Source organism: Pseudomonas sp. PDM26 (assembly GCF_019219185.1).
GTDB lineage: Bacteria > Pseudomonadota > Gammaproteobacteria > Pseudomonadales > Pseudomonadaceae > Aquipseudomonas.
In genome coordinates this window covers 203,247-224,673 of record NZ_JAHUWC010000008.1, presented here as the reverse complement: position 1 = coordinate 224,673, position 21,427 = coordinate 203,247, and the positions used below count along the sequence as shown (strand labels likewise).

At 61.7% G+C, this 21,427-nt stretch carries 24 protein-coding genes; 11 read left to right on the top strand and 13 right to left on the bottom strand.

The genetic code is table 11. From position 1 onward, the window contains the following. Positions 1–2: 2 nt before the first annotated feature. From KW849_RS17395 to KW849_RS17380, 4 genes are all read right to left on the bottom strand, one after another. A complete protein-coding gene (locus KW849_RS17395) occupies positions 3–1,586 on the bottom strand; it encodes a DHA2 family efflux MFS transporter permease subunit (protein WP_218430539.1) in 1,584 nt (527 codons plus the stop codon). Then, entirely contained in the window at positions 1,583–2,680 is a 1,098-nt protein-coding gene (locus KW849_RS17390) for an HlyD family secretion protein (protein ID WP_218430538.1), read from the bottom strand. The genes KW849_RS17395 and KW849_RS17390 overlap by 4 nt, the downstream gene beginning before the upstream one ends. Positions 2,681–2,772: 92 nt before the next feature. Then, complete coding sequence (locus tag KW849_RS17385; RefSeq protein ID WP_218430537.1) at positions 2,773–3,186, bottom strand: cupin domain-containing protein; 414 nt, start codon at positions 3,184–3,186, stop codon at positions 2,773–2,775. Between the two features lie 44 nt (positions 3,187–3,230). After that, positions 3,231–3,983 carry an SDR family oxidoreductase gene (locus KW849_RS17380; RefSeq protein WP_218430536.1) on the bottom strand — a complete coding sequence of 251 codons (753 nt, stop codon included), beginning with the start codon at positions 3,981–3,983 and terminating at the stop codon, positions 3,231–3,233. A gap of 261 nt (positions 3,984–4,244) precedes the next feature. On the opposite strand from KW849_RS17380, the gene KW849_RS17375 reads away from it, so the two are divergent. The 10 genes from KW849_RS17375 (at position 4,245) to KW849_RS17330 (ending at position 12,930) form a co-directional block, all read left to right on the top strand. After that, entirely contained in the window at positions 4,245–5,834 is a 1,590-nt protein-coding gene (locus KW849_RS17375) for a winged helix-turn-helix domain-containing tetratricopeptide repeat protein (RefSeq protein WP_218430535.1), read from the top strand. A gap of 238 nt (positions 5,835–6,072) precedes the next feature. Beyond that, the gene (locus tag KW849_RS17370; RefSeq protein ID WP_218430534.1) at positions 6,073–7,446 is read left to right on the top strand and encodes a glutamine synthetase family protein; all 1,374 of its coding nucleotides are present in this window, start codon (positions 6,073–6,075) and stop codon (positions 7,444–7,446) included. 7 nt (positions 7,447–7,453) lie between these two features. Beyond that, on the top strand, positions 7,454–8,845 hold the full coding sequence (locus KW849_RS17365) for an aldehyde dehydrogenase family protein (protein ID WP_218430533.1): 1,392 nt from the start codon (positions 7,454–7,456) through the stop codon (positions 8,843–8,845). 3 nt (positions 8,846–8,848) lie between these two features. Beyond that, the gene (locus tag KW849_RS17360; RefSeq protein ID WP_218430532.1) at positions 8,849–10,009 is read left to right on the top strand and encodes an iron-containing alcohol dehydrogenase; all 1,161 of its coding nucleotides are present in this window, start codon (positions 8,849–8,851) and stop codon (positions 10,007–10,009) included. Positions 10,010–10,088: 79 nt separating this feature from the next. Then, on the top strand, positions 10,089–10,373 hold the full coding sequence (locus KW849_RS17355) for a hypothetical protein (protein WP_218430531.1): 285 nt from the start codon (positions 10,089–10,091) through the stop codon (positions 10,371–10,373). 80 nt (positions 10,374–10,453) lie between these two features. Then, positions 10,454–11,026 (top strand): chorismate mutase, encoded by a 573-nt coding sequence (locus KW849_RS17350; protein ID WP_218430530.1) that lies wholly within the window; start codon positions 10,454–10,456, stop codon positions 11,024–11,026. Positions 11,027–11,166: 140 nt separating this feature from the next. Further along, the gene (locus KW849_RS17345; protein WP_218430529.1) at positions 11,167–11,541 is read left to right on the top strand and encodes a hypothetical protein; all 375 of its coding nucleotides are present in this window, start codon (positions 11,167–11,169) and stop codon (positions 11,539–11,541) included. Next, positions 11,538–11,738: a helix-turn-helix transcriptional regulator gene (locus tag KW849_RS17340; protein WP_007988375.1), complete on the top strand. Its 201-nt coding sequence runs from the start codon at positions 11,538–11,540 to the stop codon at positions 11,736–11,738. Before KW849_RS17345 ends, KW849_RS17340 begins: the two co-directional genes overlap by 4 nt. 27 nt (positions 11,739–11,765) lie before the next feature. Then, entirely contained in the window at positions 11,766–12,509 is a 744-nt protein-coding gene (locus tag KW849_RS17335) for an SGNH/GDSL hydrolase family protein (RefSeq protein ID WP_218430528.1), read from the top strand. Then, positions 12,502–12,930, top strand: a complete 429-nt coding sequence (locus KW849_RS17330) for a nuclear transport factor 2 family protein (RefSeq protein ID WP_218430527.1) — start codon at positions 12,502–12,504, stop codon at positions 12,928–12,930. Before KW849_RS17335 ends, KW849_RS17330 begins: the two co-directional genes overlap by 8 nt. Positions 12,931–13,143: 213 nt before the next feature. Here KW849_RS17330 and KW849_RS17325 read toward each other — a convergent pair whose 3' ends face one another. The 6 genes from KW849_RS17325 to KW849_RS17300 all read right to left on the bottom strand — a co-directional run bounded on the left by KW849_RS17325 (position 13,144) and on the right by KW849_RS17300 (position 16,903). Further along, the gene (locus KW849_RS17325) at positions 13,144–13,533 is read right to left on the bottom strand and encodes a c-type cytochrome (protein WP_218430526.1); all 390 of its coding nucleotides are present in this window, start codon (positions 13,531–13,533) and stop codon (positions 13,144–13,146) included. Positions 13,534–13,694: 161 nt separating this feature from the next. After that, a complete protein-coding gene (locus KW849_RS17320; protein ID WP_218430525.1) occupies positions 13,695–14,090 on the bottom strand; it encodes a DUF1801 domain-containing protein in 396 nt (131 codons plus the stop codon). Between the two features lie 62 nt (positions 14,091–14,152). Continuing rightward, entirely contained in the window at positions 14,153–14,596 is a 444-nt protein-coding gene (locus KW849_RS17315) for an arsenate reductase ArsC (protein WP_218430524.1), read from the bottom strand. A gap of 23 nt (positions 14,597–14,619) precedes the next feature. Then, positions 14,620–15,549 (bottom strand): Ppx/GppA family phosphatase, encoded by a 930-nt coding sequence (locus KW849_RS17310; protein ID WP_218430523.1) that lies wholly within the window; start codon positions 15,547–15,549, stop codon positions 14,620–14,622. Positions 15,550–15,834: 285 nt separating this feature from the next. Then, positions 15,835–16,173 (bottom strand): hypothetical protein, encoded by a 339-nt coding sequence (locus KW849_RS17305; RefSeq protein WP_218430522.1) that lies wholly within the window; start codon positions 16,171–16,173, stop codon positions 15,835–15,837. A 67-nt stretch (positions 16,174–16,240) separates the two neighbouring features. Continuing rightward, positions 16,241–16,903, bottom strand: coding sequence for an ATPase (locus KW849_RS17300; RefSeq protein WP_218430521.1), 663 nt, complete (start codon positions 16,901–16,903; stop codon positions 16,241–16,243). Positions 16,904–17,133: 230 nt separating this feature from the next. On the opposite strand from KW849_RS17300, the gene KW849_RS17295 reads away from it, so the two are divergent. Continuing rightward, a complete protein-coding gene (locus KW849_RS17295) occupies positions 17,134–17,451 on the top strand; it encodes an NIPSNAP family protein (protein WP_218430520.1) in 318 nt (105 codons plus the stop codon). Position 17,452: 1 nt separating this feature from the next. Here KW849_RS17295 and KW849_RS17290 read toward each other — a convergent pair whose 3' ends face one another. From KW849_RS17290 to KW849_RS17280, 3 genes are all read right to left on the bottom strand, one after another. Then, positions 17,453–17,911 (bottom strand): GNAT family N-acetyltransferase, encoded by a 459-nt coding sequence (locus KW849_RS17290; RefSeq protein WP_218430519.1) that lies wholly within the window; start codon positions 17,909–17,911, stop codon positions 17,453–17,455. Between the two features lie 165 nt (positions 17,912–18,076). Next, positions 18,077–19,765: a choline dehydrogenase gene (gene betA, locus KW849_RS17285; RefSeq protein ID WP_218430634.1), complete on the bottom strand. Its 1,689-nt coding sequence runs from the start codon at positions 19,763–19,765 to the stop codon at positions 18,077–18,079. A 32-nt stretch (positions 19,766–19,797) separates the two neighbouring features. Continuing rightward, entirely contained in the window at positions 19,798–21,372 is a 1,575-nt protein-coding gene (locus tag KW849_RS17280) for a cytosine permease (RefSeq protein WP_218430518.1), read from the bottom strand. Between the last annotated feature and the right edge of the window lie 55 nt (positions 21,373–21,427).

Genomic DNA, 21,427 nt, shown 5'->3' with positions numbered 1-21,427 from the left:
CATCAATTCGTTGGTTGTCCGTGCACTTTCGCGTGTCGCGAGAGACCGATCTTGATGGCGACCAGAATGGGCGCGGCAAAGGCGAACAACAGGGTCACGGCGAAGAACGCCGTATCGAAGGCGATCACCGTGGCCTGACCTGACACCGCCTTGCCCAGCAGGCTGGTGGCTGCCCGGCCAGCGGCCACCTGATCCATGCCCTTCCCCGCCAGCATCGCGGTTGTGGTCATCAGTCGTTCGATGAGCGCGTGCCCTCCCGGGGTGACGTTGGCGCCGAGGACCACGCCATTGCTGACAACCTGATGGTCGATCAAGGTCTGTAGCCCCGCGACGCCCATCAAGCCACCCAGTTGCCGCCCCGTATTGAACAGGCCGATGCCGCTGGCCAGGTTGCGGCTGTTGAGGTGACTGAAGGCGATCAGAGTGATCGACAGAAACAGGAAGCCAAGGCCCAGGCCGCGCAACAGGATGGCCGCCATCATGTCGCCGGCGCCGCTTTCGCTGGTGGAGCCGGACAGCATCCACATCGCCGCCATGATCAGCAGGATGCCCAAGGGCACGGTCGCCACCGGCGGCAGGCGGCGGACTTTGATCAACCAGGCAGCGATGAGCAACGAGCCGACAAAAAAACCGCCACTGGGCAACAGGAGCAGGCCGGCATCGGTCGGTGTGAACGCGAGTACCGACAGGGCGAACGCCGGGATCAGGTAGGCGCTGCCAAACAGCGCGGCTCCGGCGACGAAACTGACGCAAAAGGCAAAGGTGAAATCGCTTGTTTTGAACAGGCTGAAGTCGAGCAGCCCCTGGCCGTTGGCCAAGATCTGTTGGCCGAGAAAGGCCAGCAGCGCGGCGCCGCCGAGCACCGTCAGTATCAGGATCCGCGGCTCATCGAACCAATCCCAGCGGCTGCCCTGGCTGAGCACGTAGGTGAAACACAACAGCGCAGCACCGATCAGTGCACAGCCGAGCCAGTCAAACGAATGTTGCCGGACCCTGGCGGGCATGGGGTGGTCGGCGATGAGCAAGAGGCCCGTCGCCGCCAGGGCCAGCGGCACCACGCTGAAGAAAATCCAGGTCCAGGACTGGCTGTCGATCAACCACCCTTGCAGGGCCGGTGCGAGGGTCGCCGACGCGACCACGGCCGCCATGGCGAACAGGGCTTGCAGGATCGGCTGAAGGCCCCGCGGATAACCGCGAAAAATGAGCGCCTGACCCGCCACCAACAAAGTACCGCCAGCGAAGCCTTGCAGGATGCGCAGTGCGATCAGCAGCTCCAGCCGGGCGGTAACAGCGGCCACGCAACACGTCAGGCCCATGACCAGGGTGGCGCCGATGATCACGTTGCGCGCGGAAAACCGCTGCATCAGCCAAGGGGCAAGCATGAACCCGATCAGCTTGAACGCGATGTAGCCGACATCCAGCCAGGCGAACTCGTCAGGTGTGGCATAGGTGTCGCCGATGATGTCGCTGCGGCCGAGGGCCAGCACGGTGCTGGCGATCGCCTCCGTCAACGTCGCCAGCACGATGCCCACCATGAGCAGCACGCCATTCGTTGTCCTGACGCGGCTCAGTCTGGCGCTTTTCATGAACCGGCCCCTTGCGCAACCTCCACCCGCGCGGACAGGCCCGGTACGATGCGCCCCGGCAGCGGATTGTGGGCCAGGCGGATCTTCACCGGCACGCGCTGCACGACACGCACAAAGTTTCCGGTGGCGTTGTCGGGCGGCAGCAGGCTGAACGCCGAGCCACTGCCCGGTGCAAAGCTGTCGACCACGCCATCGAGTGCCGCATCGGGGTAGCCATCGACCGTGACGCGCACGGACTGACCGGGGCGGATATGTTCGAGCTGGGTTTCCTTGAAGTTCGCCACGACCCACACATCGTTGACCGGCACGATATCGAGCAGGGAAACGCCCGGCGTGACGAAACGACCGAGGCGAACCTGACGGTTACCGACCACGCCATCCACCGGCGCGTGTACCACGGTGTGATCGAGATCGATCCGGGCGAGATCTCGCGCGGCCTGTGCCTGGGTCACGGCGGCCACGGCAGCCTCGCGCTCGGCCACAAACACCGCGATGCGTTGCTGTTGCGCCTCGACCGTGGCCGAGGCGGCCGACACCGAGGCCACGGCTCTGGATTGCGCCGTGCCGGTTTCATCGACCAGGGCCTGGCTCACCGCATTGCTGACGATCAGTTTGCGGCTGCGGTCGTGAGTCTTGGCCGCCAGGCTCATGTCGGCGGTGGCCGAGCGCCTTTGTGCTTCGGCCTGCCTGATCAGCGCATGCTGAAGCTGGATCTGCGCATCGACATGGGTCAGGCGCGCCTGGGCGGCGCTGACATTGGCCTCGGCTTGCGCGAGTTTGGCGCGATAGTCGCGGTCATCGATACGAAACAGCACATCACCAGCACGCACGGACTGGTTGTCCCGGACCTCTACCGCCGTGACATAGCCGGCCACCTTGGCGGCGAGCGAGGTGACATCCCCGCGGACATAGGCATTGTCGGTCGAGGTCACGCCACTGGAAAACGCCAGGGCTCCCCAAGCCGCCACGACCATCAAGGCCGCGACGCACAGCAACAGGCCGATGGTCTTGCGCTTGCTTCGCCGCACCACGACCACAGGCGTTGCGCTACTTGCGCCGGTGGCAATGGCGGCCTTGTCCTGGAGCGAGTTCATTTTTTCATTTCCTGTTCAGTGCCAAGAACCAGACAGCCGGGCGGCAGGGTCTGCCGCCCGGCTGTCGAGCCTTCATGAGCGCGTTGATCGGCTCACTGTTTGATCGGCGTTACGAGCACCTTTTCTTCGGTGTCGAGGACGAACACCGCCAACAGGCGCGCCGGTTGGGTGTCGCTGGCGTTGGCGCTGACCAGGTGCACGGAACCCGGCTCCTCTACGAAGTTTTCGCCGACGTTGTAGATCTTTTCCGGCTGGCCTTTGACCTGGATGCGAAACGCGCCCTCCAGCACCGTTGCATAGATGAAGGCCGTTTTCGGATGGGTGTGGGCCGGTGACGCGGCACCCGGCCCATACTCGACGACCACGCCCCTCATGCTCTTGCCAGGGATGTTGGGAATGGGGCGGTCGAACACCACCGTGACCTTGCCGTGGGGCGGCTCGGCGGCCGATGCGGCGCTGATCGAAAGTGCTGCAAAGACAGCGGCCATTAGCAATCGGGTAACCATGGGATTTCTCCTGGATGCGTAGGGAAATGCGAGGGTGCGAGCCGTTACTGCGCTGTCGACCGGGCCAGCCAGTCGTCGAAGCGGATCGCGCCCAGGCGTGCGTTCTTGCCGGTGACCAGCGATTGATCGTTGAGCACGGCACCGAAGTAACGCGCGTGCACGTCCGGTACGACCTTGCGGTTGTCCTGGGTCGCTCGCAGAAAGCGCCTGGCCATTTCGTCGATCGGCATGGTTTCCGGGCCGCCGACTTCAACGGTGCCATTGACCGGTGCTGCCAGAGCGACATCGGCCAACGCCGCCACCACGTCGTCGGACGCAATCGGCTGGATCAGCGCCGGCGAAGCATGAATCTCATCGCCAACGGTGAACGACTGGACAATGCCGCCGGCAAACTCGCAGAACTGCGTGGCACGCACAATGGTGTAAGGCATGCCGGACGCCTTGATAAGGGCTTCCTGCGCGACCTTGGCGCGGAAATAGCCGGTATCGGGAAGCCGTTCGCTGCCGACAATCGACAGGGCAACATGATGACGAACCCCGGCCGCGGCTTCGGCGGCCAGCAGGTTACGGCTCGACGTTTCAAAGAAATCGAGAACGGCCTGGTCCTCCCACGACGGCGCGTTCGCCACGTCGACCACCACATCAGCGCCATCCATCGCTGCGGCCAGGCCTTCGCGGGTAATGCTGTTCACGCCCGTGCTGGGGCTGGCGGCGAGCGCATCATGGCCGCGCTCGCGCAGGGTGTTCACAAGTTTCGATCCGATGAGGCCGGAGCCTCCGATGACGACGATCTTCATGACTTTTCTCCACTTGTCGACTGCAACCATTGCGTCGGTGTAGAGAGAGATTGCCTGCACGGGTGAGGCAAGTCCTTGCGCCGAGCTTGGGTTTACCTTGGCGAACGCTTGGATTTATGTCCAAAGAAGAGGCTGTTCGTCCAGCACACCCTGGCGCGGACGGTGCAGCGGGTGTCGAGCTGCCGTATCATCCTCCCCAGTTACCAACCGCCAGCCGCCTGGGACACGGCGTTGAGGGCGCTTCGCCAGGGGATGCTCATCTTGTCATTCGCGTTTGAAGACTACGTACTCGATCAGGAGCGCCGGGAGCTGACCTTGCGCGGGCAGGTCGTGGCCGTCGGCCCGCAGGTCTTCGACCTGTTGCTGCTGTTCGTCAGCAATCCCGATCGGGTCCTCAGCAAGGACGAATTGCTCAAGGCGGTGTGGAGCGGCCGGATCGTTTCCGAATCGACGATCACCAGCCACATCAATGCGGTGCGCAAGGCCATCGGTGACACCGGTGAAGAGCAGCGCCTGGTGCGCACCGTCGCCCGCAAGGGCTACCGCTTCGTTGGCCAGATCAACGGCAACATGACCGGGCAAGCGCGACAGCCTGACATCAATGAACGCTCGAGCGCTGACACGAAACAAATCTCCTCCGCTACCCTTGCTCTCCCGGACAAACCCTCGATCACCGTCCTGCCCTTCCAGAACCTGAGCGGCGATCCGGAGCAGGAATACTTCGCCGATGGCGTCGTGGAGGACATCATCGCCGCCCTGTCGCGTATCCGCTGGCTGTTCGTCATCGCGCGCAATTCGAGCTTCACCTACAAGGGCCAGGCGGTGGACGCCCAGGGCGTTGGCCAGGAGCTGGGCGTTCGCTACGTGCTCGAAGGTAGCGTGCGCAAGTGCGGGAACAGGCTGCGCATTACCGGGCAACTTATCGATGCGACGAGCGGAGCGCACATCTGGGCGGAGCGTTTCGAAGGCCTGCTCGACGACATCTTCGAGCTGCAGGACCAAATCACCGAGAGCGTCGTCGGCGCGATCGCGCCGCAACTGGAACGGGCGGAAATCGAACGCGCCAAGCGCAAGCCGACGGAAAGCCTGGACGCCTATGACTACTACCTGCGCGGCATGGCAAAACTGCACAGCGGCAGCCGGGAAGCCATCGAGCAGGCGCTGCCGATGTTCTACCAGGCCATCGAACTCGATGCGGAGTTTGCCTCGGCCTATGGCATGGCTGCCTGGTGCCATTTCTGGCGCAAGCTCAATGGCTGGATGGGCGATCGGCCTGCGGAAACCGCCGAGGGCATACGGCTGGCGCGTCTGGCAGTAACCCTTGGCCGCGATGATGCGGTTGCACTGACGCGCGGCGGACATGCCCTTGCTCATCTCGCTGGCGAAGTCGACGCCGGCATTGCACTGCTCGACCGGGCGCGCCTGCTCAATCCCAACCTCGCCCCCGCCTGGTTTCTGGGCGGTATCCTGCGGGCGCTGCACGGTGAAACGGACGCTGCCATCGAGCATTTGCAGCATGCCGTTCGCTTGAGTCCGCTGGATCCGGAAATGTTCAGGATGCAGGTCGGGATGGCGCTCGCGCATTTCTTCGCCGGGCACTTCGATGCCGCTGCGGACTGGGCGGAAAAGGCCCTGGGCAACCTGCCCAGCCTGCTGGTCGCGGCGGCGCTGGTGGCGGCCAGTCATGCGCTTGGCAGTCGAATGGATAAAGCGAAGTGGGCGATGCAACGTCTGCAAAAGCTGGATTCTTCTTTGCGCCTGGGCACCCTCAAGGGCTGGCTGCCCATTCAACGGCCCGAGGATTTCGCCCGTTTCGTCGATGGACTGCGGCTGGCGGGATTGCCAGAGTGAAGGTAGCTAACCTGTAGGAGCGAGCTTGCTCGCGAAGAACTCAAGAGCACCGCGTTTAGCCAGTAATCACGCGTAATCGTTAACGACCTTCGCGAGCAAGCTCGCTCCTACAGGGTAGGCTAAGCTTTGAGCAACTCGTTGCTCATGATGCTCGGTTCTGCAGGTTTTGGTTTTTTCTGGAGAGCGTCTGCAACAGCTATCCCAGACTGGCCCAAACCCTTCACGCAGGATTGCCGTGATGACCGAGCCCCTCCTCAGCTTTGATGCACTCAAGCGCGCCGCGGCTGCCGGCGAAATCGATACCGTGCTGGTCTGCATGGTCGACATGCAGGGACGCCTGGTCGGCAAGCGCTTCCAGGTCGAGTTTTTCATCGACAGCGGCCACGAAGAAACCCACTGCTGCAACTACCTGCTGGCCGATGACATCGACATGGAGCCGGTGCCGGGTTACGCCGCGGCCAGTTGGAGCAAGGGCTATGGCGATTTCGTGCTCAAGCCCGACATGTCCACTCTGCGGCGCGTGCCCTGGCTTGAATGCACGGCACTGGTGCTGTGCGACGTGCTCGATCATCACCATCGCCAGGACCTGCCCCACAGCCCTCGGGCGATTCTGAAAAAGCAGGTCGAGCGCCTGCGCGAGCGCGGCTATACCGGCATGTTTGCCTCGGAACTGGAGTTCTATCTGTTCGACGAGAGTTACGAGGCGATCCACCAGCGCAACTATCACAAACCGAAGACCGCCGGCCATTACATCGAGGACTACAACATCCTCCAGACCACCCGCGAAGAGCCAGTGCTGCGGGCGATTCGCAAGCATTTGCAGGCCTCGGGCATTCCCGTGGAAAACTCCAAGGGTGAATGGGGCCCGGGGCAGGAAGAGATCAACATCCGCTACGCCGATGCCATGACCATGGCCGACCACCACGTCATCATCAAGCACGCCTGCAAGGAGATCGCGCAGTTGCAGGGCAAGGCGATCACGTTCATGGCCAAGTGGCGCTACGACGCTGCCGGTTCCAGCAGTCACATCCATAATTCGTTGTGGGACAAGAACGCCGAAAAGCCGCTGTTCTTCGACGCAAAAGCCGAGTTCGGCATGTCAAAACTGATGCGGGCCTGGGTCGCCGGGCAGCTCAAGTATGCCAACGACATCACCTGTTTTCTCGCGCCCTATATCAACTCCTACAAGCGCTTCCAGGCTGGCACCTTTGCGCCGACGCGGGCGGTGTGGAGCCGCGACAATCGCACCGCCGGCTTCCGTTTGTGTGCCGAAGGCAGCAAGGCCATCCGCATCGAATGCCGCATCGGCGGTGCCGACCTCAATCCCTACTTGGCCTTCGCCGCGTTGATCGCGGCAGGTTTGGCGGGTATCGACGAGAAGCTCGACCTGGCGCCACCGTTCGAAGGCGACGCCTACCTCGATGAGCATTTGCCGGAAGTGTCCAAGACCCTGCGCGAGGCGAGCGCCGCACTCAAAACCTCCAGTATGTTGCGCGAGGCGTTCGGCGATGAGGTGGTCGACCATTACGTGCACACCGCCGAGTGGGAGCAGAAAGAGTACGACCGGCGAATCACCGATTGGGAATTGCAGCGCGGTTTCGAGCGCTACTGAGAACATCATGACTGAGAAGGTACAACTGATCTCCCCGGTCGATGGCCGGATGTACGTCGAACGCGAGGTGGCCGATGCGCAGCAGGTCGAGCAGGCACTGACGGCCGCTGCCAATGCACAGGCGTCATGGCAACGCCGCTCACTGAGCGAACGTGCGGCCTATTGCAGTGCCGCGGTGGACGCGATGCTGTCGATGCAGGCGGACATCGTGCCGGAGCTGGCCTGGCAGATGGGCCGCCCGGTGCGTTACGGCGCCGGCGAGCTGCGCGGTTTTGCCGAACGCGCCCGACACATGATCGCCATCGCTCCACAGGCCCTGGCCGCTGTAGAGCCTGCGCCCAAGGCGGGTTTTCGACGCTACATCAAACGCGAGCCGCTGGGCACGGTGCTGGTGGTCGCCCCGTGGAACTACCCCTACCTGACGGCGGTGAACACGATCATCCCGGCGCTGATGGCCGGCAACAGCGTGATCCTCAAGCACGCGTCGCAAACCTTGCTGGTGGGCGAGCGTTTCGCCGAGGCCATGCGTCGCGCAAAACTGCCCGAAGGGCTGTTCCAGAATCTGCTGCTCAACCATGTGTCGACCGGGGCGATCATTGCTTGCGGGCGCGTGCAGCAAGTGAACTTCACCGGTTCCGTGGAGGCTGGCAAAGTCATGGAAAGCGTCGCCAGCGGACGATTTCTCGGCATGGGCCTGGAGCTCGGCGGAAAAGACCCGGCCTATGTCCGGGCAGACGCCAACCTTGAACAGGCGGTGGAAAATCTGGTGGACGGCAGCTTCTTCAATTCCGGGCAGAGTTGCTGTGCCGTGGAACGCATTTATGTCGACCAGAAAATCTTCCCCGTGTTTGTCGAGCGCTTCGCCGAATTGACCCGCCAGTACGTACTGGGCAACCCGCTGGACGAAGCCACCACCCTCGGCCCGCTGGTGACACCGGGCGCCGCCTTCTTCGTTCGTGGCCAGATCGCCGAAGCTATGGCCCAGGGCGCGACGGCGCTGATCGATCCGCAGGCATTTCCCGCCGACGTACCGGGCAGCGCCTACCTCGCGCCGCAGGTCCTGGTCGATGTCACCCATCAAATGTCGGTCATGCGCGACGAAAGCTTTGGCCCGGTGGTCGGCATCATGCCGGTGACCAGCGATGAAGAAGCCATCGCCTTGATGAACGACAGTGAGTTCGGGCTCAGCGCTTCCATCTGGACCCGGGACCTCGCGGCGGCCGAACGCCTGGGCAACGAAATCGCCACCGGCACGGTGTTCATGAACCGCTGCGATTACCTGGACCCGGCTCTGGCCTGGACCGGCGTGAAAAACAGCGGGCGCGGCGTCACCCTGTCGCCATTGGGCTACGAGCACCTGACCCGGGCCAAATCCTTTCATCTGCGTCACGAGGTGTAGACCATGAACCTGACAGGAAACTGGAACTACCCCACGAGCGTTCGGTTCGGTGTCGGGCGCATCGCCGAGCTGGCCGACGTCTGTCGCAGCCAGGGTATCCAGCGCCCGTTACTGGTGACCGACAGCGGCCTGGCGCGTGCGCCAATCACCACGGCGGCACTGGATGCGTTGCGCGCCGCCGGTCTTGGCGTGGCGCTGTTTTGCGACCTCAAGCCCAACCCGGTGGAAGCCAACCTGGCCGGCGGGCTCGACGCCTGGCGTGCCGGCCAGCACGACGGCGTGATCGCGTTCGGCGGCGGCAGTGGCCTGGACATGGGCAAGCTGATTGCCTTCATGAGCGGCCAGACCCGCCCGGTCTGGGATTTCGAGGACATCGGCGACTACTGGACCCGCGCCGACGACAGCCGCATCGCCCCGATCATTGCCGTGCCAACCACGGCGGGAACCGGTTCCGAAGTCGGTCGTGCGGCGGTGATCATCGACGAGACCACCCACACCAAACGCATCATCTTCCACCCGAAAATGATGCCGCGCGTGGTGATCAGCGATCCGGCCCTCACGGTCGGCATGCCCGCCAAGGTCACCGCCGGCACTGGCATGGACGCGTTATCCCATTGCCTGGAAGCCTACTGCGCCCCCGGCTTTCACCCCCTGGCCGACGGCATTGCCGTGGAAGGCATGCGCCTGGTGGCCAATTCGCTGGTGAAGGCGGTACACACGCCGTCGGACCTTGAGGCCCGCGCGCAAATGCTCGCGGCGGCGGCGATGGGCGCCACGGCCTTCCAGAAAGGCCTGGGCGGGATGCATGCGCTCTCGCATCCGGTGGGGGCGCTGTACGACACCCATCACGGCATGACCAATGCCACCTTCATGCCCTATGTCCTGCAGTTCAATCGTACGGCCATCGAGGAGCGCATCACCCGCCTGGCGGCATACCTGCGCCTGCCCTCCCCCGGCTTCGACAGTTTCATGGCCTTCGTGCTCAAGCTGCGCAAGGACATCGGCGTACCCCATACCCTGGTTGAACTGGGCGTGGATGACCGGCAGGCCGACCTGATCGCGGACATGGCGATTGTCGACCCCTGCGCCGGCGGCAACCCGTTGCCATTGACCCGGGACGGTGTGGCAAGGATTTTCGACGCGGCATTTCACGGCCGCCTGTAGGAGCGAGCCTTATCAGCCGGGCTTTTTTGCACGCAGATGAATTATCCTGTGCCTCCCCGATTTCACCCCGGAGACACCTGTGCCCGCCCTCACCGCCCGCGAGGTTTACCAACCGTTGCGCGATGCCGCCCAAGGCATTTGCACCTTCAAGCGAGTCGACGACGCTTGCGAGTCAGTACGGGTCGACATCGACGGCTGGCGCCTGCTGCTCGACGTCGACGCCGGCCACTTGCGCCACTGCCTGCACGGCCAAAGCCCCGATGGCCGCGAGTATGCGTTCGACAGCGGGCAACGCTTCGGTACCGACCCGGTCAGTTTGCTCAGCACCTGGGAACTGGCACAGATTGAACGGCTGCTGGGTTGAATCCATCGCACCCTGTCGTTCCCTGGCTGCACTTGTGATACACAAGCCGGAGTGATTTCAGCGTCCAAGGAGGTTCTGCCATGCCCCGTTCCCCACGCCTGCCGTACTGGCTGGCCTGCACCCTGCTCAGCTGGTTCGCTGGCTGTGTGCAAGCGGACACGCCGCCCCCGGCGCCCGATGCCTTGCAACCTTTGCTGGCAACGATGAATGAGCGGCTGTACATAAGCGAACTGGTGGCGCTGAGCAAGTGGGACAGCCGCAAACCGGTCCAGGACAACGCCCGGGAAGCGCAAGTCATCGCCAATGCCCGCAAGCAAGCCACCCAGCACCAGCTCGACCCTGATGATGTCGCCGACCTGATCGCCGCCCAGATCGAAGCCAGCAAACTGGTGCAATACGGCCGGCTCGCGCAATGGCAAGCGGCGCACAAGGCACCGGACACGCCACGGCCGGACCTCATTAACGACATCCGGCCCAAGCTCGACAAATTGCAAAACCTGCTGCTCCAGCAGTACGCCGCGTTCCTGCCCTACCGCAAAGACCCGAACTGCCCGCAATGGCTGGCCACCGAACGCTCCGCGCTGATCAAGGATTACCTGCATGGCCAGGCGATGATTCGTGCGACCGGGGAGCTGTGTGTTGTGAGTCGATGACAGTGAAGTGATGCAGACGAAGAGCCCGGCCCAATCAGCTGGGCTTTTTTCATGGGCCAGCCTCATCAATGTAAAACACCCTTTACATTCGCGAAATCTCCGGTGAGTATGTAAAGGGACTTTTACATCAGGAGGATGCAATGAAGCGCTACTACATCGAAATGGGCGTCGCGATTACGCTGTACACCGTGCTGTTGCTGGTGTCGGTGATCTTGCTTAAAGACCATCAAGAAATGGCCATGGCGCTGAAGATCGTCATCACGCTATTGCCTGTGATTCCTGCGGGGCTGATGTGCTGGGCGGTGGTGCGCAATATGCGCACGCTGGACGAAATGCATTTGCGTATCCAGTACGAAGCGCTCGGTTTTGCCTTTTCCGCTTCGGCATTGCTGACCTTCACCTACGGCTTTCTGGAGAATGTCGGCTTTCCCCACGTGTCCTGGGTTTGTGTGTGGCCAGTGATGGGCCTGATGTGGATGATCGGGCTCAGACTTGCCAAGCGGCGCTATCAATGAAAAACCGTCTCAAGGAACTGCGTGCCGAACGCAAGTGGTCTCAGGTCGATCTGGCGGCCCTGCTGAATGTTTCGCGACAGACCATCAATGCTATCGAAAATGGCCGCTATGATCCCAGCCTGCCCTTGGCGTTTCAGATTGCCCGGGCATTTGCACTGCCTATTGAGAGCATTTTCGATGATGAGTTCGCAGGGTAATCTCCCTCTTCAATCAGGCGCCTGCCCATGAGCCACACTGAGACCCTCGCTAAAATCTTCCTCGGTCCGGTGTTGCTGGCGCAAGGTCTCTACACCAGGCGCATGACGCCCAAGTTGCCGGAGGCCGAGGGCGAGCGTCAGGGCAAGGTCGGCAGTGGCGACGTTCTGAGGTTGTTGATTGTCGGCGACAGCGCCGCTGCAGGCGTGGGTGCGGCGACTCAAGGTGAAGCCCTCAGCGGTCGGCTGGTCGAGCGTCTGGCCGATGATTATCAGGTGTCGTGGAAACTCTGGGCGCGCTCGGGTCTGGACTCCCAAGGGTTGCTGGAGTTGCTCGAACAGCACGCCCCCGAGCCGTTCGATGTGGCGCTGTTGTCGATTGGCGTCAACGATGTCACCAGCTCACTCACCCTGGATCAGTGGCTAACTCGGCAGCAGCGCTTGATGGCGCTGCTGTGTGACAAATTCGCGGTGAGGCAGATTGTGGTGTCACCGCTTCCACCGATGCATTTGTTCCCCGCGCTGCCGCAACCACTGCGCTGGTTTCTGGGGTACAGGGCGCGGCGTTTCAATGCACATTTGGCGGGTCTGGCAGATCGTGTGGATCTATGTACGATGCTGACCATCCCTCTGGCGCCTGAACCGGGCCTGATGGCCAGCGATGGCTTTCATCCGGGGCCGATGCTTTACCGTCAATGGGCCGACGATGCCGCCGGGGTCATCGACCAACGCTTTCGCACCACAACAATAAAAACAGGAGTTGAAGATGTCTGAGCTGAACCTGAACCCCAACGTCGCAGCGTCCCTGAAACAGTGGCACGGGATGATCGGCAACCGCGACTTGAGCGGCTTGCCTGAATTGCTCGATCCGCAGGCGGTGTTCCGTTCGCCGATGGCACACACGCCGTATCCGGGGGCGCCAGTGGTGTCGATGATCCTCAACACGGTCATGAACGTGTTCGAGGATTTTGCCTACCACCGCGAGCTGGCGACGGCGGATGGCTTGAACGTGATTCTCGAATTCAGCGCCAGGGTCGGCGGGAAAGAGCTCAAGGGCATCGACATGATCCGCTTCAACGAACAGGGCAAGATTGTCGAATTTGAAGTGATGGTGCGGCCGTTGAGTGGCTTGCAAGCGTTGGGTGAGGAAATGGGGCGGCGCCTTGGTGCTTACCTGAAGGCCGGCAAGGCCTGACTTATCTGACTCACCAAAAATCCCTGTGGAAGCGAGCTTGCTCGCGATGGCGGAGTGTCAGTCAATATGTTGTTCACTGACCCACCGCAATCGCGAGCAGGCTCGCTCCTACAAGTTTGTGTACAACCTGGAATCGTCACACCATCGGCGGAGATTACGTCGATGTCGAACTGCCCCCCTTGCGCTACGGGTAGAGTTCGGACGGCAGGTCGATCATTGCGCCGGGAAGGTTTGCAGGTAGGCCAGCAGGTCTTCGATTTTTTCCGGATCACTAAGGCCCCAGAAAATCATGCGGGTGCCGGGGACGACTTTCTTCGGCGCTTCGAGATAGGCGATCAGGGTTTCGCGGTTCCAGACCAGGTTGGCGGATTTCATCGCATCGGAATACACGTAGTCCGTGGTAACGGCGGAGTGGCGACCGATCACGCCATTGAGTTGCGGACCGAAGGACGCACGGGCCGACTCGCCGATCTGATGGCAGCCGCTGCAGAGGCGCTTGAACAGTTTTTCCCCGGCCTGGACATCGCCTGCGGCAAGGGAGGGAGTGCTGAACAGGCCAGTGGTGAGCGCCGAGGCGAGGGTCAGTGCTGCGATTTTCTTCATGTTGCGTTTCCAGTCTGCGAGTGCTCGCTATTGGAACATGTCCTGCGCATTCCCTGTAGGAGCGAGCCTGCTCGCGATTGCGATCTGTCAGACACCTTTGATGTCGACTGACACTCCCTCATCGCGAGCAGGCTCGCTCCTACAGAGGGCCGTGCACTGGTTTATTTTTTGGTGCGAGATGTATTGAGCGCCACAGCCGCCTGAATCAACGCCTTCAGCGCCGCTTCATCGATCCGCTCGCCCTCGCGGATATCGATGGCACGCCGGGTATTGCCTTCAAGGCTTGCATTGAACAGCTTCGACGGATCGTCCAGCGAAGCGCCCTTGGCGAAGGTCATCTTCACCACTTGCTTGTAGGTCTCGCCGGTGCAAATGATGCCGGCATGGGACCACACCGGCACGCCCCGCCACTTCCACTCTTCAATCACTTCGGGGTCCGCCTGGCGGATGATCTTGCGGACGTGGGCCAGGGTTTCGCCGCGCCAGTCGGCCAGTTCCCGGATTCGTTCGTCGATCAGCGCCGAGGCTTCGTTTGTTTCAACGTTGTCCGTTTTCATCACCGTTTCGACCCTCATCATGATGGTTGTGACCGATGAGGGTAGACGCTGTTCGAAGGTTTTCAGGAATCGTTGACTGACGGCACCGGGGGCACGGAGCGGGTTTTCACGGTGACGAACATTTTGATGCAGTCGCCGATTTCCTGGAGGGTATGGCGGAATGGGTCGTGTCTTTCGCTGGTGCTCGGGTCTTCGAAGCTCCAGACCATCACTTCAGCGGTAAACGGCATGCGTGAGGCCTCTTCGGAGGACTTGTCGCACAGGGTGATGACGTAGTCGAACGCCTGGCCTTCGAAATCCTCGAGGGATTTGCTGCGCAAGCCGCTGGCATCGACGCCGATGTGATCGAGGGATTCGAACGTGCGCGGGTCGATCTCGGTGGCCTCAAGCCCAGCGCTGAAGGCCTGGAAGTCGGCAGGATCGGTGTGGCGCAGCAGGGCTTCGGCCATGGGTGAGCGGACATCGTTTCTGGCGCAGACGAACAGCACGCGACAGGGGTCGGTCATGGGTTTACCTCGGCTGGCGGACTTTAGTGTTTGCTCATCAATCCATGCAGCACGCCGAACCGTAGACCCGGTTCAGACGCAATCATGTGTGTGATCCCGAACACCTTGAACGCCGCCAGCATCACCACCAGGCCGCCAGGCAGAATGCTCAGGCGATGGGTGGGCAAACCGGCCAACTTGAGGTGTTTCACATGTTTGACTTCCAGCAGGCGCAACGACAGGCGCAACAGGCCGCCGTAGGTGATGCCGCCTTGACCGCCATCATTGAGGCCGTTGGCCTTGAGCACCTTGGCCAGCATCCGCGCAGTCCCTGAAGAGCCGACCGCCTGTTGCCAGCCCATGGCGCGGTAACGGCGGGCAATACGTTCGAATTGCACGGTGGCCGCGCGTTCGGCCTCCAGCAGCGCTTCGGCCACGATCCACCCGCCGTGGAAGTAACGCGCACCGAAAGTGCCGCTACCGATGGCAATGCTCTCGGTGACCAGCAGCTGGTCGCCACGGCCGATGATCATCTCCGTGGAGCCGCCGCCGATATCCACCACCAGCCGCGTGCTTTGCGCCGGCAGGGTGTGGGCCACGCCGGCATAGACCAGTTGCGCCTCTTCTTCGCCGGAAATGACGTCGATGCGAAAGCCCAGGTGGCGTTCGGCACTGGCCAGGAACAGCGGCGCGTTGTCCGCTTCGCGCACTGCGCTGGTGGCCACCGCCCGCACCCGCCCGGCCTCGAAACCACGCAACTTCTTGCCGAATCGCGCCAGCGCCTGCCAACCCCGGTCCAGCGCCAACTCATCGAGCGCCCCGCCCTGCAGGCCTTCGGCCAGACGGACCGGTTCACGCAGGGTTTTCACTTCCTGGATGACCATCTGCTGGTTCCGTCTCACCGACTGGCCAATCATCAGGCGAAACGCATTGGAACCCAGGTCGATGGCGGCAAACAGCGGGGAGTCTTTCATGGAGGGGTCCTTGCACATTCATCTGCCGGCGGACTGGCGGCCATCGGGCACTTAAGACGGATTGCGAGGATCTTGCCATTGCTTCGATTACACCCAGATGACAGCGCCGGGAGATCTGACCCACACCACTATTAGTTGGCAGTCCGCGAATTACCGGCATCCTGATGAATGGCCATCAAGCCGTCATCGAATCGTCATGAACCGGGTGCCATACTCAAGTCATTCAATGCGTGCTTTAACTTTCTGCTGCCAATTCTGGTGGCTTTTTTTTGCCTGAAATTCTGCTTACAGACACTCCTGCGCCGCACGCTCGAACGTCGACGGCACAAACGCCGAGGCCAGCAGCTTGCGCTCGTACAGGAACACCTTGCCGCCATTCGAGGCTTTGTAGGTTTCAAGCACGTTGTCCGCCGCCACTTTGCTCGATACGACGATCCGGTAGCTGCGCTGGGTCTGCGATACCGTGGGCACCAGCGCATCGTGCTGCAACTTCGGCACCACGCAATGGGTGTACTCTTCGGGCGACTTGCTGGTCTGCAAAGTCAGCGTCGGATCGTTCGGCGTGGCACAACCGGCCAGCAGCAGCGAGGAGAAGGCCAGGGTCGGGGCAAATAAAGTGCGCATGAATCAGGTCCTGAAAAGAAATCAATGGTGAGTTGGGTTGCCCACCGTTCAATGGACGCAGGGCCAATTAATTGGTTGCTGCGGTCAATCCGGCTGATACCAGCGCCTTCAACGACGTATCGAACTGTTTCAGCGCGGCCAGTTGCAGGTCGCGTTGCTGTTCGATTTGCGCGGCGATCTCGGGGGCGGTCTTGTCATGCACCCACACCGACGGCAGTTGTTTTTCCACCGCGCCTTCGGCCTTGCCGATGTACTGCAGGTTGGCGTCGTAGAACCGCGCGGCGAAACGCGCCTCGACCCGATCGTTACGCTGGGTCAGCAACTGGTTGTGGGTATCGAGCATCACCACCACGTCTGGATGGGCCTGCACCAGGGCATCGAGGTTGTCGTAGACCGTCACCGACACAAAGGTGTGGTGCAACGAAGTCATCAGCCAGTCGATGGCCAGGTCCGGATCGGAGCTGTTGACGAACGCCTGGCGAATCCGCGCATCCAGTGCGTTTTTCGCGCCATTGACGGCCACCGAGTGGTATTGCTCAAGGTATTGCAGGTTTTCCACGGTGTTCTCGCTGTAGAGCACCCCGACCGTCTGACCGTATTGCAAACCGCCCTGGCTCCCGCTGATGGGCGGCAGATGGCAGGCGCGTGCGTCCTCGGCGTAGGCTGATGCGGTGGATGCAACACTGCTCAGCAACAGGGCAATCACAGCCAGTCGGGTCAAGATTTTCATCGCGCAGGTTCCTTGAGCAGCGTGTTCAATGCAGGCGATTTTCCGCCTTTGCGCAAAAAACAGAACTTGCGATTCTTGATGGTGACTATTGACTGAACCGATAGTGCGGGGCCGCCAGTGCATGCTTCTGGCGCAAACTTACCGGTCAATGTCGAACAAGCGGCTGTGCCGGGCGCCCACGGTTGATTACAGTGGCGCCTGCACTCCAAACCTGATCAAGGAACGAAACAATGGTGACCTGCTACCTGAAATACGTACTCGACCCCTACCAGCTCGACGCATTCGAGCACTACGGCAAGCTGTGGATGCCCCTGGTGGAAAAATTCGGCGGCCAGCACCACGGCTACTTTTTGCCTTCGGAAGGCGCCAACAACATTGCCCTGGCGCTGTTCACCTTTCCGAGCCTGGCGGCGTACGAACATTACCGGCAGCAGTCGATGAACGATCCCGAGTGCATCGCTGCGTTCAAGTACGCCGAAGAGCGGAAATTCATCCTCAGCTACGAGCGTTCATTCATGCGCCCGGTGTTTTGCGAGCAGGATCGCTGAGTCAGTCTTTTTTCAGATCCAGGCAGTAGGTGTAGTAGCCGGTGTCGCGCACCCAGCCCTGGGATTCATACAGGCGTTGGGCAGTGAAGTTGTCGGTGGCGGTTTCCAGGGTCATGCCTTTGCCGCCGGCCAGCTTCGCGAAATCCCGGGCGGTGTTCATCAGCAGTGTGCCGACGCCTTTGCCCCGGGCGGCGGGCGTGGTGAACAGATCACCGAGCAGCCAGGTGCGATGGGCATCGATCGAGGAAAAAGTCGGGAACAGCTGGACGAAGCCGTAGTTTTCACCGTCGCTGCCCCGGGCAAGAAATATCACTGATTCATCCCGGGCGATGCGCTCGGCGATGAAGGCGCGTGATTGCGAAAGGTTCGACGGCTGCTTGTAGAACATCCGGTAGGCGTCAAACAAAGGGGCGATCTGGTCGATGTGCGATGCGTCGGCGCGCAGGGCCTGAATAGCCATGAGGGTGCTCCATTGCGGTCTCAAGGAATTACAGACTAGCAATGGTGTGGAATAGGAAGGGATATTTTTCCAGGCAAGATCAAAAGATCGCAGCCTGCGGCAGCTCCTACATTGGAATGTGTTTCCCTGTAGGAGCTGCCGCAGGCTGCGATCTTTGCTTCTGGATCAGACGCGGACGTTACGCCCTGGCAAGGAGGTCCGCTGGCTGCTCTCCCAACCCTCGACCAGCCCCACCGGCACATTCGCTGACGGCAGCATCTGCACCCCACGCACCAGATCCGAGGCGCGCTCGGCGAGCATGATGGTCGGCGCATTGAGGTTGCCGTTCGGCTCGGTCGGGAACACCGACGAATCGATCACCCGCAGACCGGCGATGCCACGCACGCGCAATTCGGAATCAACCACCGCCATGTCATCCTCGCCCATGCGGCACGAACCGCAGGGATGGTAGGTGCTTTCCAGGTTGTCGCGCACGAAGGCGTCGAGGTCTTCATCGCTGGTCACCTGCGCGCCCGGGGCGATTTCGCCATCGCGGAAGCGGTCCATGGCTTTCTGGCCGATGATCTCGCGGGTCAGGCGAATGCAGCGGCGGAAACCTTCGCGGTCCTCTTCCCGCTCCAGGTAGTTAAAGCGGATTTCCGGATGCTCGTACGGATCGGCCGAACGCACGCGCACATAACCACGGCTTTTCGGTTTGTTCGGCCCGGTGAGCACCATGAAGCCGTGGCCCTTGATCGGCTTGTTGCCGTCGTAGCGCATCGCCGCCGGCAGGAAGTGGAACTGAATGTCCGGCCAGCGCAGGCCCTTCTCCGAGCGGATGAAACCACCAGCCTCGAAATGGTTGGTGGCGCCCAGGCCATCCTTGAACAGCAGCCAGCGCAGACCGATCATCAGCTTGCTCAGCGGGTCCATCTTGCTGTTGAGGGTCACCGGCTCCTTGCAGCCGAACTGGATGTACACCTCGGCGTGATCCTGCAGGTTCTCACCTACTCCCGGCAGGTCATGGCGTACGCCGATCCCGGCCTTGCGCAGCACGTCCGCCGGGCCGATGCCCGAACGTTGCAGCAGGTGCGGCGAACCGATCGGACCGGACGAGATGAGCACTTCGCGGTTGCAATACACCTGGTGAGTCTGGCCACCTTGGTCATACATGACCCCCACCGCACGCTTGCCTTCGAGGATGATCTGGCGCGTCATCGCATGGGTGATCACGGTCAGGTTCGGACGGCCCATGGCCGGGCGCAGATAGGCGTTGGCCGTGGAGCAGCGCACGCCGTTCTTCACGGTCATGTGCATGGCACCGAAACCTTCCTGCATGTAGCCGTTGCAGTCTTCGGTCTTGATGTAGCCCGCCTCCGCGCCGGCTTCGACCCAGGCACCGTACAGCGGGTTTTTCATGTGGTTGCCGTTGGTGGTGTGCAGCGGCCCGGTCTGCCCGCGATAGCTGTCGCCACCCGACTCGTAGCTCTCGGCACGCTTGAAGTACGGCAGGCAGTTGCGATAACCCCAGCCTTCGGCACCCAGGGATTCCCACTCGTCGAAGTCCAGCGCGTGGCCACGGATGTACACCAGGCCGTTGATCGACGACGAACCGCCCAGCACCTTACCCCGTGGGCAGTGAATGCGCCGGCCGTTGAGATGGGTCTCCGGCTCGGTCTCGTAGCGCCAGTTGTACTTCTTGGTGTTCATCGGAATCGAGAATGCGCTCGGCATCTGGATCACTACGCTCTTGTCACTGCCGCCGAATTCCAGGACCAGCACCAAGGTGGCCGGGTCTTCGCTCAGGCGGTTGGCCAACACACAACCTGCCGAGCCTGCGCCAATGATGATGTAGTCGTATTTTTGCGTAGCCATTTTTTGCGTGGTCATTCTTTGCGTGGTCATAGTTATCTCCCGACCGTCGATTCAGTGAATACCCGCGGTGGCTGCTGCTTGTGGGTCAGCGTGTCGCCGGTGGTGTATTGCGGGGAGTTTTTCTCGATCTGCTGGATCACCGCTTCTTCGCGCTTGAGATCGATCGAGCGGCTCAGCCAGTAGTAGGCCAGGCCCGACACGATCAACCCGACCAGCCAGGCGATGTCGATGCTGCCCAGCGCCTTGGCGAGCGGGCCGACATACACCTCGCGCTGTTCAACGCCGTCGAAGATGTAGAAGAACGGGATCATCGAGATAAAACCGATGGCATAGGCGGCGATGCCGCGCAGTCCCCAGCTGCCGTAGATGTTGCCGTGGGGCATGAAGAAGTGCGGGATGGCGTAGCGGCCCTTGCGCACGAAGAAGTAATCGGTGAGGTTGACCGAGGTCCAGGGCACCAGGAAGTACAGCATCACCACCAGGTAGATCCCCAGCACCGACAGGCCTTTGCCGGAACTCTGGATGCTCAGGGCCACGCCCAGTTGCAGCAGGATCACAAAGCCGATCGCCAGGATGCGTGCCTTGCGGGTTGGTTCGATGTGTTTGATCGAATCGACACAGGTCAACGTGGTCAGCTTGGCGCTATAGATGTTCATCGCGATCACCGGCAGGAACGCCAGGATGGTGACCACTACCACCGCCGTACCCACCAGCGGCGACACGGTGTTGCCGACTTGCCCCAGGGCCACCAGCACGTCAGTGGAGTGCAGGTGATCGGCCAGCCAGCCACCCACGGAAATCATCCACGCACCGGACAGCGACGCCCCGAGGAACACCACGGCGATCAGCTTGCCGCTGGAGGTGTTTTTCGGCAGGTAGCGCGAGTAGTCCGACACATAAGGCGCATAGGCGATGTTGTAGCTCGCGGCCGCCGCAAACTGCGCGATGAAACCGGTCCAGTTGAAACCCAGCGGCTCACGGGCCACTTCGCCTTCCGCGAGTGCCGGCAGCACTGCATCCGGCACCCAGCCCATCACCACCGCCACGGTCACCAGGCCATACAGCGGCAACGACAGGTACAGCGCCCATTTGAAGCTGCGGTGCATCCAGTCATGGCCGAGAATCGCCAGCACCGCCGCCGGTATGGTCACCGCCACCGCGATCACCGCCGGGTTGAACCCGAACAGCGTGTGCAACCCCTGCATCATCAGCACCAGGTTGACGATGTTGAAGCCGGCGAACACGAACAGCGTCGCCAGCAGCACCAGGATCACCCCGCGATAGCCGAACTGCGCGCGGGACTGGATCATCTGCGGCAGGCCAAGGTGCGGGCCCTGGGAGCCGTGAAATGCCATGAACAGTGTGCCGAACATGATGCCCAGCGTACCGGCCAGCGTGGTCCAGAGCGCGGTCAGGCCGACGCTTGGGCCGACGAAGCCGATGGTCATGGTGAAGAAGGTGAAATTGCCGAGGAACCAGAACGGACCCTGACTGGCCAGCTTGTCAGTGCGCTCGTTCTCGGGGATGAAGTCAATCGAATGCCCCTCGACGACGGATTTTTCGTCGAGGCTGGACACGCTCGTGGCGGACTTGGCGTTAGTGTTCATGATGGACTCTTATTGTTGGAAGATCATGACGAGATAACCGCGTTCTTTCGGGTGA

What these genes read in the sequence shown, in the direction of transcription:
- KW849_RS17395 (WP_218430539.1), bottom strand. Translation starts at nt 1,586, where the DNA reads ATGAAAAGCGCCAGACTGAGCCGCGTCAGGACAACGAATGGCGTGCTG.
- KW849_RS17390 (WP_218430538.1), bottom strand. Translation starts at nt 2,680, where the DNA reads ATGAACTCGCTCCAGGACAAGGCCGCCATTGCCACCGGCGCAAGTAGC.
- KW849_RS17385 (WP_218430537.1), bottom strand. Translation starts at nt 3,186, where the DNA reads ATGGTTACCCGATTGCTAATGGCCGCTGTCTTTGCAGCACTTTCGATC.
- KW849_RS17380 (WP_218430536.1), bottom strand. Translation starts at nt 3,983, where the DNA reads ATGAAGATCGTCGTCATCGGAGGCTCCGGCCTCATCGGATCGAAACTT.
- KW849_RS17370 (WP_218430534.1), top strand. Translation starts at nt 6,073, where the DNA reads ATGACCGAGCCCCTCCTCAGCTTTGATGCACTCAAGCGCGCCGCGGCT.
- KW849_RS17365 (WP_218430533.1), top strand. Translation starts at nt 7,454, where the DNA reads ATGACTGAGAAGGTACAACTGATCTCCCCGGTCGATGGCCGGATGTAC.
- KW849_RS17360 (WP_218430532.1), top strand. Translation starts at nt 8,849, where the DNA reads ATGAACCTGACAGGAAACTGGAACTACCCCACGAGCGTTCGGTTCGGT.
- KW849_RS17350 (WP_218430530.1), top strand. Translation starts at nt 10,454, where the DNA reads ATGCCCCGTTCCCCACGCCTGCCGTACTGGCTGGCCTGCACCCTGCTC.
- KW849_RS17345 (WP_218430529.1), top strand. Translation starts at nt 11,167, where the DNA reads ATGAAGCGCTACTACATCGAAATGGGCGTCGCGATTACGCTGTACACC.
- KW849_RS17340 (WP_007988375.1), top strand. Translation starts at nt 11,538, where the DNA reads ATGAAAAACCGTCTCAAGGAACTGCGTGCCGAACGCAAGTGGTCTCAG.
- KW849_RS17335 (WP_218430528.1), top strand. Translation starts at nt 11,766, where the DNA reads ATGAGCCACACTGAGACCCTCGCTAAAATCTTCCTCGGTCCGGTGTTG.
- KW849_RS17330 (WP_218430527.1), top strand. Translation starts at nt 12,502, where the DNA reads ATGTCTGAGCTGAACCTGAACCCCAACGTCGCAGCGTCCCTGAAACAG.
- KW849_RS17325 (WP_218430526.1), bottom strand. Translation starts at nt 13,533, where the DNA reads ATGAAGAAAATCGCAGCACTGACCCTCGCCTCGGCGCTCACCACTGGC.
- KW849_RS17320 (WP_218430525.1), bottom strand. Translation starts at nt 14,090, where the DNA reads ATGAAAACGGACAACGTTGAAACAAACGAAGCCTCGGCGCTGATCGAC.
- KW849_RS17315 (WP_218430524.1), bottom strand. Translation starts at nt 14,596, where the DNA reads ATGACCGACCCCTGTCGCGTGCTGTTCGTCTGCGCCAGAAACGATGTC.
- KW849_RS17310 (WP_218430523.1), bottom strand. Translation starts at nt 15,549, where the DNA reads ATGAAAGACTCCCCGCTGTTTGCCGCCATCGACCTGGGTTCCAATGCG.
- KW849_RS17305 (WP_218430522.1), bottom strand. Translation starts at nt 16,173, where the DNA reads ATGCGCACTTTATTTGCCCCGACCCTGGCCTTCTCCTCGCTGCTGCTG.
- KW849_RS17300 (WP_218430521.1), bottom strand. Translation starts at nt 16,903, where the DNA reads ATGAAAATCTTGACCCGACTGGCTGTGATTGCCCTGTTGCTGAGCAGT.
- KW849_RS17295 (WP_218430520.1), top strand. Translation starts at nt 17,134, where the DNA reads ATGGTGACCTGCTACCTGAAATACGTACTCGACCCCTACCAGCTCGAC.
- KW849_RS17290 (WP_218430519.1), bottom strand. Translation starts at nt 17,911, where the DNA reads ATGGCTATTCAGGCCCTGCGCGCCGACGCATCGCACATCGACCAGATC.
- betA (WP_218430634.1), bottom strand. Translation starts at nt 19,765, where the DNA reads ATGGCTACGCAAAAATACGACTACATCATCATTGGCGCAGGCTCGGCA.
- KW849_RS17280 (WP_218430518.1), bottom strand. Translation starts at nt 21,372, where the DNA reads ATGAACACTAACGCCAAGTCCGCCACGAGCGTGTCCAGCCTCGACGAA.